Raw genomic sequence first — 15,068 nt, forward strand, 5'->3', positions numbered from 1 at the left:
ACTCAGAAACTAACAGCATTCAGATACCGGCGGTAGCCCAATCGTCGGGGAGAATGACCGCATGGCACGTTTGACCAGATCGGAGAGCCAGGCCCGCACCCGCGCGGACCTGCTCGCGACCGCGCGCGACCTGTTTCTCACCGACGGCTACGCGGCGACATCCCTCGAGAAGGTCGCCGAGGAGGCCGGGTACTCGAAGGGCGCGGTGTACTCGAATTTCCGCGGCAAGAAGGAGCTGTGCCTCGAGGTCCTCGACCTCATCCACACGACGAAGTTCGAGGAGGTCGCAGCGCTCCTGGCCGCGGACGGCGGCCTCGACGAACTCCTCGACCGCATCCAGGCCTGGGCCGAACGCACCCTCGGCGACGTGGGCTGGACGATGCTCGAGTTCGAGTTCATCGCGGCCTGCCGGCACGACCCCGAGGTGCAGGCCGCACTCGCGTCGACTCTCGGCATGGCGCACGGAATGGTTCAGGCCCTGGTGAATTCGCTGATCACGGCGACCGGGATCGAGCTGCCGTTCCCACCCGAGGACGCGGCCCGCAGCATCCTCAGTCTCGGTGTGGGACTTGGTATCCAGCGCGCCATCGACCCCGGTATCTCGGCGCGCATCGTCACCGACAACCTGCGCGCACTCCTGCGCCAGGGCTCGCCCCTCCCCGACCCTGGGGCGAGCGACCGGCCCGGTCAGTAGAGCGTGGCGATGAAATCGAAGACCGCGGGCTGCGCCGCCGGATTCGCAGCGTTGATGCCGTTCGCTGCACCGATCGCGCCACCGATCGCCGCTCCGGGAATGCACCCGACGAACAGGAACAGCACGCATCCGACGACCGCACCGACGCCGGCACCGACCTGCGCATTCATCTGACCGCCGGCGTTCCAGCCCTTCTCGATCTCACGGACCATGTTGGAGTAGGCATCCTGTCGGGCGTCGACGTCGTGCAGCGCCGCGACACCCTGCGCCGGGATCGCCGGTGCGAGGGTGAGCCTGTTGCCGTCGACGATCGCGGACAGCGGCACGGTGGTGCCGGCGACCGGGTACGTCAGCGGGATGGTGCCGACCGTGGCACCGGACGGGGCCACGACGTCGACGACGCCACCGGCGACGCGGAACGTGCCGGAGTCGAGGACGGTGTCGAGCGAGGTGCCGTTCGCGCCGATCTGGGTCTGGTAGTGGATCACCTCGGGCGGCGCGCCCGGTTCCGCGTACGCGGTGCCGGTCGCAACGCCGAGTGCCGCGATTGCCAGTACGGACACGGCAGCGGTTCTGTGGAGTTTCACGGGGAGCTCCCCTCCTTGCAGGAAGACGGCCCCGACCTGGTCAAAGACCGTCCGGAACATCCATTAGACTAGTGAGTGGAGGCCGGTCTGTACGGCCTTACCGGGATTCTCGACCGAATCTCGAGCACTTTCGACGACGCGGCCCGTCGCCCGTTCGGCAGCGCACCCCACTGTCCGATTCGACCGCATTTCCTTCCTCCCGAAAATGTTCCGGGACAACGGAACTCCACCGGGTTGCCCCGGTGGAGTTCCCGATCAGACCGCCTCGGTGAGCAGGCGATCGCGGAGCGTGTTCTTCTGGACCTTGCCCGTGGCCGTCGTCGGCAACGCCTCGATGAAACGGATCCGGGTCGGCACCTTGAACCGTGCCAACCGCTGTCGCGCGAAGGCGATGACGTCGTCCTCGGTGAGTACGGCGCCCTCGGCCGCCACGACGAAGGCCACCGGGGTCTCCCCCCACTTCTCGTGCGCGGCGGCGACCACCGCGACGTCGCGCACACCGGGCATCTCCGCGATCACCACCTCCACCTCACGGGAGTACACGTTCTCGCCGCCGCTGATGAGCATGTCCTTCTTCCGGTCGACCAGGGTGATGAAACCCTCGTCGTCCACTCGTGCCAGGTCCCCGGTGTGGAACCAGCCGCCCCGTAGCGCGTGGGACGTCTCCTCGGGGCGCATCCAGTACCCGGCGAACACGTTGTCGGCGCGGACCAACAGTTCTCCGACCGTTCCGACCGGAACATCGCGGTCCAGGTCGTCGACCAACCGCGTGTCGATCCCGAAGAGCGGTCGGCCGATCGATCCGGCCTTCTCGCGTACGAACTCGGAGTCGAGCAGGGAGATCGACGGGGCGCATTCGGTCATTCCGAATCCTTCCCGGAACGGGATACCGCTGCGGGCCAGGAAGTCGAGCACCGAGACGGGCGCGGGGGCACCGGATGTCAGGGCGCACTCGAGCGAGGACAGGTCGTAGCTCTCCAGGTCGGGCACACCCATGACGGCCTGCCACATCGTGGGCACCAGCAGCAGTTGGGTCGCCCGGTGCGCCACCACCGCGTCGAGGACCGCGACCGGATCGAACGACGGCATGATCACGTTCCTGGCGCCCACGTAGATGAAGGGCAGTGTGTAGAGCCCCAGCCCACCGATGTGGAACATCGGAAGCGCCGTCACGGTGACGTCGGACGAGCGGAGTCCGAACGCCGAGACGACGGCCGCCGCATTCGCCCGAAGGTTCTCGTGCGTGATCATGGCGCCCTTGGGCCGCCCCGTGGTGCCGGACGTGTACATGATGACCGCGACGTCGTGACGATCCGCAATCGTCGGCAACGGTGCCGGATCGGCCGTCGCCACCAGTGCGTCGTACTCCGTCCCCAGCGCGACGACGTCACGCACCCGTACGCCCGGTTCGTTCACAGCGTCCGACGCCTGCGGGAACGCGCCGTGCACGAAGAGCAGTTGCGCACCGAGATCGGCCAGCACATAGCCGATCTCGGACGTCGTCAGCCGGACGTTGACCGGCGTGAAGATCGCGCCGAGTTTGGCTGCCGCGAAAAGGATCTCGAGGCATTCCACGGACGTGGGCACGACCGCGGCGATGCGGTCCCCGCGCCTGACGCCGAACCGATCCCGTAGCTGGTTCGCCAACCGGTTGGTGCGGTCGTCGAACTCACCGTAGGTCCACGACCGACCACCGGCCACGAAAGCGACCTTGTCTCCGCTCAATTGGGCCCGCCTGGTGGCCCAGTCACCGATTCCGTGCATTGATCGACTCCTTCGACATTGTGTTCCGGGGAGCGGTCGGCTCAGTCAGCCGACCTTCGAGGTGACGCGATCGATGATTGCCGCGAAGTCGACGCCGGCGGGCAGCGTTCCGTACACGCTGCCCCGGTCACCGTTCAGCCGGGTCGCGATGAACGCATCGGCGACCGCAGGATTGCCGTACCGCACCAGGAGCGACGCCTGCAGGACCAGCGCCATCTTCTCGATCACACGGCGGGCCAGGACCTCGGCGTCCGCCAGATCGGCCAACTGGGAGCGGATCTCGCGGACCGCGCGCTGAATGCTCGGTTCGGGGCCGGCCGCCGCGACCTCACCGAAGAAGGCGTCGACCGTGCCGGGGTTCTTGCCCATTGCTCGCAGAACATCGAGCGCCGCAACGTTTCCGCTGCCTTCCCAGATCCCGTTGAGTGGGGATTCCCGGAACAGGCGCGGCATCTGAGATTCCTCGATGAAGCCGTTGCCGCCGAAGCATTCCATCGCCTCGGCCGCATGTGCGGGCCACCGCTTGCAGACCCAGTACTTGCCGACCGCGAGCGCCAACCGGAGGAACGCGGACTCCGCCGCGTCCCCGCGCGTGGCCCGATCGTGGGCACCCGCCAGTCGCATCATCAGCAGCGACGCCGCCTCCGACTCCACGGCCAGGTCGGCCAGGACGTTCTTCATCAGGGGCTGGTCGATGAGGTACCGGCCGAATGCCTTCCGGTGGGTGGCGTGATGCACGGCCTGGGTGACACCGCGACGCATCCCGGACGCTGCCCCGATCAGGCAGTCGAGCCGGGTCATGTTGACCATCTTGATGATCGTCGGCACGCCGCGGCCCTCGTCACCGATCCGCCACGCGACCGCGTTCTCGTACTCGATCTCCGCCGACGGGTTCGACCGGTTGCCCAGCTTGTCCTTGAGCCGCATCAGGCGAACGTTGTTGCGGGTGCCGTCCTCCAGCACGCGCGGCACCAGGAAGCAGGTGACCCCGGCGTCGGTCTGGGCGAGCACGAGGAACAGGTCGGCCATCGTCGCGGAGGTGAACCACTTGTGGCCGACGATCCGGTACGTCCCGTCCGACTGCCGGGTGGCACGGGTGGTGTTGGCGCGGATGTCGGAACCGCCCTGCTTCTCCGTCATCGACATCGTGGCGAGCAGACCCGGCTTCTCCAGCGGTGTCCGGAGACCGCCCTCGTAGAAGGCGTTCGACAGCAACGGCTCGTAGATCGCGGCCAGTTCGGGGGTGTCCCGCAGTGCCGGCACCGATGCATAGGTCGCCGAGATCGGACAGGTGTGACCTGCTTCGACGTTGCTCCACACGTAGAACTTGGCGGCGCGCGCGACGTGGCTGCCCGCCCTGGGGTCGCTCCACGGGGCCCCGTGCATCCCGTTGGCGACCGCCACGGACATCAGTTCGTGCCACGCCGGATGGAACTCGATGTCGTCGATGCGGTGGCCGAATCGATCGTAGGGCCGCAGAACGGGCGGATTCTCGTTCGCGAGTCGGCCCCATTCCTGGACCTGCTCGGTTCCGGCGAGCGTGCCGAGCCGGTCGACGTCGTCGACCGCCCAATCGGCACCTTCGCGGACCAGCCCCTCGAGCAGGGTCGCATCGTCGGCGACGTTGTGGCCGTAGAGCGGTACGGACTGGTTGAACACCTCGTGTGTCTGCATGACTGCCTCCTTCGACTGCCCGATCCGGACATTACGTTTCGAAAACAGTCGAAGTCAATAGGTAATACAGGTCAGTTCGTGTGGCCGACCTCCGGAATCGACACGAACTCCTCCTGGTACGCAGCCCATGCCTCGTACACCCGGTCGACCGTCCACGGATTCGGCCGAAGTTCCTGAGGCAGAACAGGGTCGGTGAGCAGGTGTCGGACGATCGCGGTTGCGACGGTGAATCGGTCGACGGTGCTCTCGGCCCGATCCATCAGGTCGAGCAGCCGCCGGGACTCTTCCTCCCAGGCCGGCAGATCCCACAACGAACCGAGCAGTTCGACGGCGTCGCGCACCGGGCTTCCAGCCAACACCTCCACCGGTTCGTCGGCCAGGTCCAGAGAGCGCGCCAGATTGGCCGGACGAAGCCAGACGCCCTCGCGCAGTTCCGCCAGCCGGAGCCGGGACAGTCGGGAGCGCAACGCGGCCCGATCACCGGGATCGCGCCCGGTCCCGGTGACGATGACCATCTCCCAGCCCCCGTTCCACGGGCGGGTCTCCTGCTCGACCTCGTGCATCACCCGTTGACGACGCTCGAGGAGCGGCCCACTCAGCAGGAAGCCGTCGGGGGTGCGGATCAGGTCACCGCCGGAAACCATCCGACTCAACGCGACTCGCGCCGCGGATTCCTTGATCCCGAACACGCCCGCCGCGCGAACGACCTGCGCCGGCGTCGGCCGCGCCGGATGGTTGCTCACGAGGAGACTGAGAATCACTCCGCGCGCCGTCAGTCGCGGCAGATGAGCCCCCAGGTCGAGCGGCGGAGAGCCGATCGCATCGTCCACGTTGTTTCGCTCCTTGTCACGCAGGCAGGGCAACGAGACATGCCCCTGCGGCATCGTCCAACCGTAAGGATTTCACCGCTGCTCCAGACCGAGGGGGCCGATCCGGTGCCCCCGGACCCCGGCAGAGCGGCGAGACCGACATGCCGCCGCGCCCGGGGAGACGTCTGCCGCATGTCGGACCCTGCGGGCAAGATGGAGCGCATGGACGCCGTCCTCGACCGCTTCTCCGCCCCCACCCGGGAGTGGTTCGACGGTGCCTTCGATGCGCCCACGGCCGCGCAGCTCGGTGCGTGGGACTCGATCGCGAGCGGGTCGCACACCCTGGTCGTGGCGCCCACCGGGTCCGGCAAGACGCTGTCGGCGTTCCTGTGGGCGCTGGACCGGCTGGCGACGTCGACGGAGACGGACCGGGCCACCCGCGTCCTGTACATCTCGCCGCTCAAGGCCCTCGGTGTCGACGTCGAGCGCAACCTGCGCGCCCCACTGGTCGGGATCACCCAGACCGCGAAGCGCCTCGGCGCCGAGCCGCCGGAGATCCGCGTCGGCGTCCGTTCCGGTGACACCCCCACCGGCGAGCGTCGCAAGCTGATCAAGACCCCGCCCGACATCCTCATCACGACGCCCGAGTCGCTGTTCCTGATGCTGACGTCGGCGGCGCGGGAGACCCTGGCCGGGGTGGAGACGGTGATCGTCGACGAGGTCCATGCCGTCGCGGGCACCAAGCGCGGCGCGCACCTCGCCCTCTCGCTCGAACGCCTCGATCAACTCCTCACGAGGCCCGCGCAGCGGATCGGGCTGTCGGCGACCGTCCGTCCGCACGAGGAGGTGGGCCGGTTCCTGGCAGGTTCCGCGCCCATCCGGATCGTGGCACCCCCGGCCGCCAAGACGTTCGATCTCACGGTGCGGGTCCCGGTCGAGGACATGACCGAACTCGGTGTCGCGGAACCGAATCCGGACTCACTGTCGCCGGCGCCGCAGGCCGGGTCCATCTGGCCGCACGTCGAGGAGCAGATCGTGGACCTGATCCTCGAACATCGCTCGTCGATCGTGTTCGCGAATTCGCGGCGGCTCGCCGAGAAGCTCACCGCGCGGCTCAACGAGATCTACGCCGAACGCCTCGGCGGCACCGTCGAGAAGCAGGGCAAACCGCCCGCACAGATCGGGGCTCCCACCGAGGTGAACTACGGCGCCGATCCGCTGCTGGCCCGCGCCCACCACGGCTCGGTGAGCAAGGACCAGCGCGCGATCATCGAGGACGACCTCAAGTCGGGCCGGCTGCGCTGCGTCGTCGCCACCAGCAGCCTCGAACTCGGCATCGACATGGGTGCGGTCGACCTCGTCGTCCAGGTCGAGGCGCCGCCGTCGGTCGCGAGCGGTCTCCAACGCGTCGGCCGCGCCGGACACCAGGTGGGCGAGATCTCCCGCGGCGTGCTGTTCCCCAAGCACCGCACCGACCTCATCCACTGCGCCGTCACCGTCGAACGCATGACCACCGGGCAGATCGAGGCCCTCGACATCCCCGCCAATCCGCTCGATATCCTCGCGCAGCAGACGGTCGCCGCCACCGCGCTCGAACCCCTCGACGTGGAGCAGTGGTTCGACACCGTCCGGCGCAGCGGATCGTTCGCGACGCTGCCCCGGTCGGCCTACGAGTCGACGCTGGATCTGCTCGCCGGCCGCTACCCGTCCGACGAGTTCGCCGAACTGCGACCACGGCTGGTGTGGGACCGCGATGCCGGAACCCTCACCGGACGGCCCGGATCCCAGCGCCTCGCGGTCACCTCCGGCGGCGCCATCCCCGACCGCGGCCTGTTCGCCGTCTACATGGTGGGCGAGCGGCAGTCGCGGGTGGGCGAACTCGACGAGGAGATGGTCTACGAGTCCCGCGTCGGCGACGTCTTCGCGCTCGGGGCCACCAGTTGGCGGATCGAGGAGATCACCTTCGACCGCGTGCTCGTCAGTCCCGCGTACGGCCTGCCCGGACGGCTGCCGTTCTGGCACGGCGACGGACTGGGCCGCCCCGCCGAACTCGGTGAGGCGCTCGGCGGGTTCCTGCGCGAGGTGTCCACCAGCACGCCCGACGCGGTAGCCACCCGGCTCGCCGCGAGCGGCCTCGACACCAACGCCACCACCAACCTCACCGCACTGATCGCCGACCAGCAGCAGGCCACCGGACGCGTACCCACCGACAAGACACTGGTGGTCGAGCGGTTCCGCGACGAACTCGGTGACTGGCGACTGGTCCTGCACTCCCCCTACGGCCTGCGGGTGCACGCGCCGTGGGCGCTCGCGGTCGGCGCCCGGTTGCGGGAACGGTTCGGCGTGGACGCCGCGCCCACCGCCTCCGACGACGGCATCATCGTCCGCCTCCCGGACACCGAGGACACCCCGCCCGGCGCGGACCTGTTCGCGTTCGAGCGCGACGAGATCGAGGACATCGTCACCGACGAGGTGGGCGGCTCGGCCCTGTTCGCGTCCCGGTTCCGCGAATGTGCCGCGCGCGCACTGCTGTTGCCGCGCCGCACCCCCGGCAAGCGCGCACCGCTGTGGCAGCAGCGGCAACGCTCGGCGCAGTTGCTCGACGTCGCCCGCAAATACCCGACGTTCCCGATCCTGCTCGAGACGGTGCGCGAGTGCCTGCAGGACGTCTACGACCTCCCCGCGCTGCGGGAGATGTTCGGCCGCATCGGACGTCGGCAGATCCGTATCGTCGAGGTGGAGACCGCCACGCCGTCGCCGTTCGCGAGTGCGCTGCTGTTCGACTACGTCGGCGCATTCATGTACGAGGGAGACAGCCCCCTCGCCGAACGCCGCGCCGCCGCCCTGTCGCTCGACTCGACACTGCTCGCGGAACTGCTCGGACGGGTGGAACTGCGCGAACTGCTCGACGCCGACGTCATCGCGAAGGCCGAGAGCGAACTGCAACGACTGGTTCCCGAACGCCATGCGCGGGACACGGAAGGCATGGCCGACCTGTTGCGTCTGCTGGGTCCGGTCACCACCGAGGAGGCCGCCGCCCGCGCCACCGCCGACCCACTACCGTGGCTCGAGGAACTGGTGGAACACCGCCGGGCGCTGCACGTCTCGTTCGCGGGCCGGCAGTGGTGGACCGCGATCGAGGACGCCGCCCGGCTACGCGACGGCCTCGGGGTACCGCTGCCGATCGGCACGCCCGCGGCGTTCATCGAACCGGTCGACGACCCACTGGGCGATCTGGTGAGCCGCTTCGCGCGCACCCACGGCCCGTTCACACTCGCCGAGGCCGCCGCCCGGTTCGGCATCGGCTCGGCAGTCGCGCGGGACGTCCTGGTCCGGCTCGCGAACGACAAGCGCGTCGTCGAGGGCGAGTTCCGTCCCGGCGCCACCGGCAGCGAGTGGTGCGACACCGAGGTACTGCGGCGCCTGCGCCGGCGTTCGCTGGCCGCGGCCCGCGAGGACGTCGAACCGGTGAGCACCGCCACCCTCGGCCGGTTCCTGCCGGGCTGGCAGCATGTCGGGGGGTCGCTGCGCGGCATCGACGGCGTCGCGACCGTCGTGGAACAGCTTGCGGGCGTTCCGGTTCCGGCGTCCGCTCTCGAGACCCTGATCCTGGGCTCCCGGGTCCGCGACTACTCCCCCGCGATGCTCGACGAACTCACCTCCACCGGCGAGGTGCTGTGGTCGGGCGCCGGGCAGATCTCCGGCAAGGACGGCTGGGTGAGCCTGCACCTCGCCGAGTCGTCACCGCTCACGCTCGCCGCGCCCGCCGACATCGAGCTCACGGACATGCACCGCGCCGTTCTCGACACCCTCGCTGGCGGTGGCGCGTACTTCTTCCGGCAACTGTCCGACACCCTCGGCGCGACCGACGACACCGCACTCACCGCCGCCCTGTGGGACCTGGTGTGGGCCGGATACATCGGCAACGACACGCTGGCGCCGCTGCGGGCACTGCTGTCGGACACCTCGCGGTCCACGCCCAGCCATCGCACACCGCGGCGTGCTCCCCGCGCGCACGCCTATCGGCGACTGGGCCGGCCCACGATGCCCACCCGGCCCGGACCACCCACCGCGGGCGGACGCTGGTCCCTGCTCCCCGAACCCGAGCCGGATCCGACGCTGCGCGCGCACGCCACCGCGGACCTGCTGCTCGAACGGTACGGTGTCGTCACCCGCGGATCGGTGGTGAGCGAGAACGTTCCCGGCGGATTCGCGTTGATGTACAAGGTCTTCAGCGGCTTCGAGGACGGCGGACGCTGCCGCCGCGGCTACTTCGTCGACACCCTCGGCGGCGCCCAGTTCTCCACCTCCGACGTCGTCGACCGACTCCGCAGCCACAGCGACTCGATCGAGGGCCGGCACACGTCCGCCCCCGCCGTCACGCTCGCGGCATGCGATCCCGCGAACCCGTACGGCGCAGCACTGCCGTGGCCGCCGACGATGTCGGGCGAGAATGCCCCGAAACATCGGCCCGGCCGCAAGGCCGGGGGCCTGGTGGTGCTCGTCGAGGGCGAACTGGTGCTGTTCGTCGAGCGCGGTGGTCGCACCGTCCTCACCTTCACCGACGACATCGGGGCGCTGCGCACCGCCGCGGAATCGCTCGCCGGCACCGTCAAACGCGGCGGCATCGACAAGGTCGTGGTCGAGAAGGTCGACGGAGTGAGCATCCACGAACGGGACGCCGCCGACTTCGGCCAGTTGCTCGCGGAGGTCGGTTTCTCGGCGACGCCGCGCGGATTCCGCCTGCGGGCGTGAGGCGATATGCCCGAGGGAGACACCGTGTGGCAGGCGGCGCACCGCCTCGACACCGCGCTCACCGGCCGCGTCCTCACCGAATGCGACGTCCGGGTGCCGCGCTACGCCACCGTCGACCTGTCCGGGCGGACGGTCGATTCGGTCGTGGCCCGAGGCAAGCACCTGCTGACCCGCATCGGCGAGCACACGATCCACACCCACCTGAAGATGGAGGGTGCGTGGCACGTGTACCCGCGCGGCGCGCGGTGGAAGCGCCCCGCCCATCAGGCTCGCATCATTCTGGGAACCGAAGAAGCTGTCGCCGTGGGTTTCTCACTCGGCATCACCGAGGTGATCGGCCGGGCACAGGAGAACGACGTGGTGGGACATCTGGGACCCGACCTGCTCGGCACCGACTGGGACGCCGTCGTCGCGACCGCGAATCTGGCGGCAGCAGGACACCGTCCGATCGGTGAAGCACTGCTGGACCAGCGCGTCATGGCGGGCATCGGCAACGTGTACCGCAACGAGATCTGCTTTCTGCGCGGCATCGATCCACGCACCCCCACCGACCAGGTTCCGGACCTCGGCAAGGTGGTCGACCTCGCGCACCGACTGCTGAACGCCAACCGCGACCGCCCCGTCCGCGTCACCACCGGTGATCGGCGACCCGGACGACGGGACTGGGTGTACGGGCGCGGCGGCAAACCGTGCCTGCGCTGTGGCTCACTGATCGTCGCCGACGAGTTCGGCGAGGAACCCGGCCGGGAGCGTTCGATCTTCTACTGTCCCCGCTGTCAGCCGCGGCGCTGACCGGCCCCGGACACCAGTTCGACGCAGTGCGCCACGAACCGCTCCCGCGAAGCGGTGACCGTGCCGTCGAGGTAGCCGATGAACAGGCTCGTGAGAGCACCGACGAGTGCAACCGCGGTCATCTGCCGTTCCTCGGGATCGGTGAGCTGCGCCAGTTGCTCGTGCACCAGGAGCACGAAGGCCGGCGCGAGCTGCAACCCCTGCCCGCCCAGCGCCGGCTCGGTCAGCGGCGCGAGCAGCAGCACCCGGCCGCGCGCCGGGTCGTCGACCATCATCTCGACGAAGGCCGCCACCGCCGCAGCAGCTCGATCCTGCGGCGACACGGAGGAGCCGACGGCCTCGACAAGGGCGTCGTGCGCCTGCCGACCGACATGGTCGTACACCGCCCGCACGAATTGGTCGCGGTCGGCGAAACTCTCGTAGAAGTACCGTTCGGTGAGCCCGGCGGCGCGGCACACCGCCCGGACCCCGACGATTGCACCGCCCTGCGCGCCCAGCAGTTCGATGCCCGCGGCGAGCAGGGCGTCCCGCCGGGCGGCACGGCGTTCCTCGATGCCGGTGCCCGCCCACGTCCGCTGCGTACCCACCGCACCTCCGACCCTTGACCGCGTACCGCACCCGATCCTAATCTGACAACGGGTGTAGTCAATTGCTTCCGGGAGGCGGCTCGCATGACCCGTTCGGACACGTCGGCGCCGATACCGCTCGGCCCCGACTCGCTCACGTGGCGCTACTTCGGCGACTGGCGCGGCATGCTGCAAGGCCTGTGGGCGGGGTCGATGCAGAACATGCACCCCGGACTGGGTGCCGGCGTGGAGCAGCACTCCCGGTTCTTCGAGGAGCGGTGGGAACGCCTGTTCCGCTCGCTCTATCCGATCGGCGGCGTGGTGTTCGACGGCGACCGCGCGCAGCAGACGGCCGAGGAGGTCCGCGACTACCACCGCGACATCAAGGGCGTCGACGCGCAGGGCCGCCGCTATCACGCACTCGATCCGGAGACGTTCTACTGGGCGCACGCCACGTTCTTCATGGGCACGATCCTCACCGCCGACAACTTCGCCGGCGGCATCACCGAGGCCCAGAAGCGGCAACTGTTCACCGAACACATCCAGTGGTATCGGCTGTACGGGATGAGCATGCGCCCGGTGCCGCAGACGTGGGAGGACTTCCAGAAGTACTGGGATCACATGTGCCGCAACGTCCTCGAGGACAACAAGGCCACCCGCGATGTACTCGACCTGTCGGACATCGGCCGTCCCCCCTTCCTGATGTGGATGCCGGAACCGATCTGGAGGATTGCCCGCATCCCGGTGTCGAAGGGGTTCGTGTGGCTCACGGTCGGGATGTACGACCAGCCGGTGCGGGATCTGCTCGGCTACCGCTGGGGACCGGTGGACGCGTGGGCGCACCGCCGCGTCGGCCGCCTCGTGAACGCCGTCTTCCGTCTCGTCCCGGAGCGCAAACGCAAGCACCCGCGGGCCCGCGGAGGCATGGACCGGGTCAGTGGACGGTCACCGGCGGATGCGCCGCTGGTACACACCCCCGCGCGTAATCTGCCGCCGCTCGCGCAGCGCAACGATCCGAGCCACTACTCCCCACCGGTGGTCTGACCTGTGCGAAGCTCTGATGCATGCCATCGGATCTCGAATCCTTCATGCACGGCCCACTACTGAGCCGCTCGAAGCCACTCGACAAGGACAACGCGGCGAGCCGCATCAGCGCGTACGTGTACGGCAACATCTTGATCCTCGCGGCGCTGATTCCCGAGACCGTGGCCCGCAACGACACTCGCACCATCGCGATCGTCGCGGGAACCGCATTGTCGACCTTCATCGCCCACGCCTTCGCCGAGGGCGTGGGCAAATCGGTCCGCTCCGGCCGGCAACTGACGGCCGGCGAACGGCTCGCGGAGTTGCGCGACTCCGTACCGGTCCTCAGTTCCGCGGTCGTCCCGATCGCCGTCCTGGCGACCGCGGTCTTCGGGTGGCTGGAGCCGTTCACCGCACAGGTGATCGCCGAGGTCGCGATCCTGATCCGCATCGCGTCGATGGTCTTTGTCATCACCCGACTGCGCGGCGAACGCCCCTCCGGCAGCACGCTGTTCGCCGCCGGCGCGCTGGCAGTGGTCGCGACGGCGATCGTGATCCTCAAGGTCGTGCTGACCCACTAGCGGCGATCCGCCCCCTAGTTGCCGCCCTTCACCGGTTCCAGGATCTCCGCCCGCGCCTCGGGTGCCGCGGCCCGCAGGGCGTCGGCGGAGGCGTCGTCGGGTTGTGCCTGCGACAGGATCTCGGCCTCGACCCGCGCCCGGTAGGTCTCCACCTCGCGGTCGATCGTGGCCGCGTCCCAACCGAGGATCGGCGCGACGAGCTTGGCGACCTGCTCGGCGCAGTCCACGCCGCGGTGCGGGTATTCGATCGAGATGCGGGTGCGCCGCGCCAGGATGTCCTCGAGGTGCAGGGCGCCCTCGGCCGCGGCCGCGTACACGGCCTCCACTTGCAGGTAGTCGGGCGCGTCGGTGATCGGCTGGAGCAGTTCGGGCGCGTCCTTGCCCAGTTCCAGGACCTCGTCGATGAGCGAGCCGTACCGGTCGAGCAGATGCTTGACGCGGTACGGGTGCAGCCCGTGGAGCTGACCGAGGTGGACGGCCTGGTTGACGAGCGCGAAGTAGCCGTCGGCACCGACCAGCGGCACCTTCTCGGTGATCGACGGCGCGACGCGGGCCGGAATGTCCTCCGACGCCAGGTCGACGGCGTCCTCCCCCATCACCCGGTACGTCGTGTACTTGCCGCCCGCGATCGCGACGAGCCCCGGCGCGACCCGTGCGACGGCGTGCTCGCGGGACAGCTTCGACGTCTCGTCGCTCTCCCCTGCCAGCAGCGGACGCAGGCCCGCGTACACGCCGTCGATGTCGTCGTGGGTGAGCGGGGTGACCAGCACCTCGTTGACGTGGCCGAGGATGTAGTCGATGTCCGCCTTGGTCGCGGCGGGATGCGCGAGGTCGAGATTCCAGTCGGTGTCGGTGGTGCCGATGATCCAGTGGCCACCCCACGGAATCACGAACAGCACCGACTTCTCGGTGCGCAGGATGATCGCGGCATCGCTGACGATCCGGTCGCGCGGAACCACGATGTGCACGCCCTTGGACGCCCGCACCCGGAACCGTCCACGCTGCCGGGACAGCGACTGGATCTCGTCGGTCCACACCCCCGTGGAATTGATGACGACGTGACCACAGACCTCGGTGGTCTCGCCGGTCTCGGAATCCCGGACCCGCACACCGGACACCCGGTCGGCCTCCCGCAGGAAGCCCACCACCTGGGTGGAGGTCCGGACGACCGCACCGTAGTGCGCCGCGGTACGCGCCACCGTCATGGTGTGGCGGGCGTCGTCGACGACGGTGTCGTAGTAGCGGATTCCACCGACGAGCGAATGCCGCTTGAGTCCGGGGGCCATCCGCAGCGCGCCCGCCCGCGTCAGATGCTTCTGCGCCGGCACCGATTTCGCGCCGCCCATCCGGTCGTAGAGGAGGAATCCGGCCGCCATGTACGGCCGCTCCCACACCCGATGCGTCAGCGGGAAGAGGAACTTCAACGGCTTGACCAGGTGCGGCGCGAGCGTCGACATCGACAGTTCCCGCTCGTGCAGCGCCTCGGCCACCAGACCGAACTCGAGCTGCTCCAGGTAGCGCAGGCCGCCGTGGAACATCTTCGACGAACGCGACGACGTCCCGGACGCGAAATCGCGCGCCTCCACGAGCGCCACCTTGAGTCCGCGCGTCGCGGCGTCGAGAGCCGCTCCGGCACCGACGACGCCGCCACCGATCACCACGACGTCGAACTGCTCGGACCCCAACTTCTCCCAGGCCTGCTCACGCTGCTGCGGACCGAGGAATTGCACACCAGGCTGCTTGTCCAACTCGGGCTCCCGTGGTTGTCGGCGAATCTGCCCCCAGGCTAGTAGCTTCGTGCGCAGACTGCCCGAGAGACGAGG

The 15,068-nt window shown here is 69.2% G+C and carries 11 protein-coding genes; 5 read left to right on the forward strand and 6 right to left on the reverse strand.

The annotated features are described in order from the left end of the window. The first annotated feature begins 61 nt into the window (after window positions 1-61). Window positions 62-694, forward strand: a complete 633-nt coding sequence (locus tag IJ15_RS0112040) for a TetR/AcrR family transcriptional regulator (RefSeq protein WP_031938586.1) — start codon at window positions 62-64, stop codon at window positions 692-694. Here IJ15_RS0112040 and IJ15_RS0112045 read toward each other — a convergent pair. The 4 genes from IJ15_RS0112045 to IJ15_RS0112060 form a co-directional block, all read right to left on the reverse strand. After that, a complete protein-coding gene (locus tag IJ15_RS0112045) occupies window positions 688-1,281 on the reverse strand; it encodes a hypothetical protein (RefSeq protein WP_231569513.1) in 594 nt (197 codons plus the stop codon). The genes IJ15_RS0112040 and IJ15_RS0112045 overlap by 7 nt on opposite strands. A 255-nt stretch (window positions 1,282-1,536) precedes the next feature. After that, window positions 1,537-3,045, reverse strand: coding sequence for an acyl-CoA synthetase (locus IJ15_RS0112050; protein WP_031938588.1), 1,509 nt, complete (start codon window positions 3,043-3,045; stop codon window positions 1,537-1,539). A 45-nt stretch (window positions 3,046-3,090) separates the two neighbouring features. Further along, window positions 3,091-4,719 carry an acyl-CoA dehydrogenase family protein gene (locus IJ15_RS0112055; RefSeq protein ID WP_031938589.1) on the reverse strand — a complete coding sequence of 543 codons (1,629 nt, stop codon included), beginning with the start codon at window positions 4,717-4,719 and terminating at the stop codon, window positions 3,091-3,093. Between the two features lie 71 nt (window positions 4,720-4,790). Then, the gene (locus IJ15_RS0112060) at window positions 4,791-5,603 is read right to left on the reverse strand and encodes a hypothetical protein (protein ID WP_081880708.1); all 813 of its coding nucleotides are present in this window, start codon (window positions 5,601-5,603) and stop codon (window positions 4,791-4,793) included. 147 nt (window positions 5,604-5,750) lie between these two features. Here IJ15_RS0112060 and IJ15_RS0112065 point away from each other — a divergent pair, with 147 nt between their 5' ends. Next, window positions 5,751-10,283 (forward strand): ATP-dependent helicase, encoded by a 4,533-nt coding sequence (locus IJ15_RS0112065; protein ID WP_031938591.1) that lies wholly within the window; start codon window positions 5,751-5,753, stop codon window positions 10,281-10,283. A gap of 6 nt (window positions 10,284-10,289) precedes the next feature. After that, the gene (locus IJ15_RS0112070) at window positions 10,290-11,075 is read left to right on the forward strand and encodes a DNA-formamidopyrimidine glycosylase family protein (RefSeq protein ID WP_031938592.1); all 786 of its coding nucleotides are present in this window, start codon (window positions 10,290-10,292) and stop codon (window positions 11,073-11,075) included. Here the strand turns inward: IJ15_RS0112070 and IJ15_RS0112075 are convergent. Further along, on the reverse strand, window positions 11,060-11,662 hold the full coding sequence (locus IJ15_RS0112075) for a TetR/AcrR family transcriptional regulator (protein WP_031938593.1): 603 nt from the start codon (window positions 11,660-11,662) through the stop codon (window positions 11,060-11,062). The two genes, IJ15_RS0112070 and IJ15_RS0112075, sit on opposite strands and share 16 nt — an antisense overlap. Before the next feature lie 84 nt (window positions 11,663-11,746). Here IJ15_RS0112075 and IJ15_RS0112080 point away from each other — a divergent pair, with 84 nt between their 5' ends. Further along, the gene (locus IJ15_RS0112080) at window positions 11,747-12,685 is read left to right on the forward strand and encodes an oxygenase MpaB family protein (RefSeq protein WP_031938594.1); all 939 of its coding nucleotides are present in this window, start codon (window positions 11,747-11,749) and stop codon (window positions 12,683-12,685) included. A gap of 20 nt (window positions 12,686-12,705) precedes the next feature. Beyond that, window positions 12,706-13,245: a hypothetical protein gene (locus tag IJ15_RS0112085; protein WP_031938595.1), complete on the forward strand. Its 540-nt coding sequence runs from the start codon at window positions 12,706-12,708 to the stop codon at window positions 13,243-13,245. 14 nt (window positions 13,246-13,259) lie between these two features. On the opposite strand, the gene IJ15_RS0112090 is transcribed toward IJ15_RS0112085, so the two are convergent. Continuing rightward, complete coding sequence (locus IJ15_RS0112090) at window positions 13,260-14,993, reverse strand: glycerol-3-phosphate dehydrogenase/oxidase (protein ID WP_031938596.1); 1,734 nt, start codon at window positions 14,991-14,993, stop codon at window positions 13,260-13,262. Window positions 14,994-15,068 lie beyond the last annotated feature (75 nt).

Origin of the sequence: Prescottella defluvii (assembly GCF_000738775.1) — a bacterium.
In the GTDB taxonomy this organism is placed as follows: Bacteria; Actinomycetota; Actinomycetes; order Mycobacteriales; family Mycobacteriaceae; genus Prescottella; species Prescottella defluvii.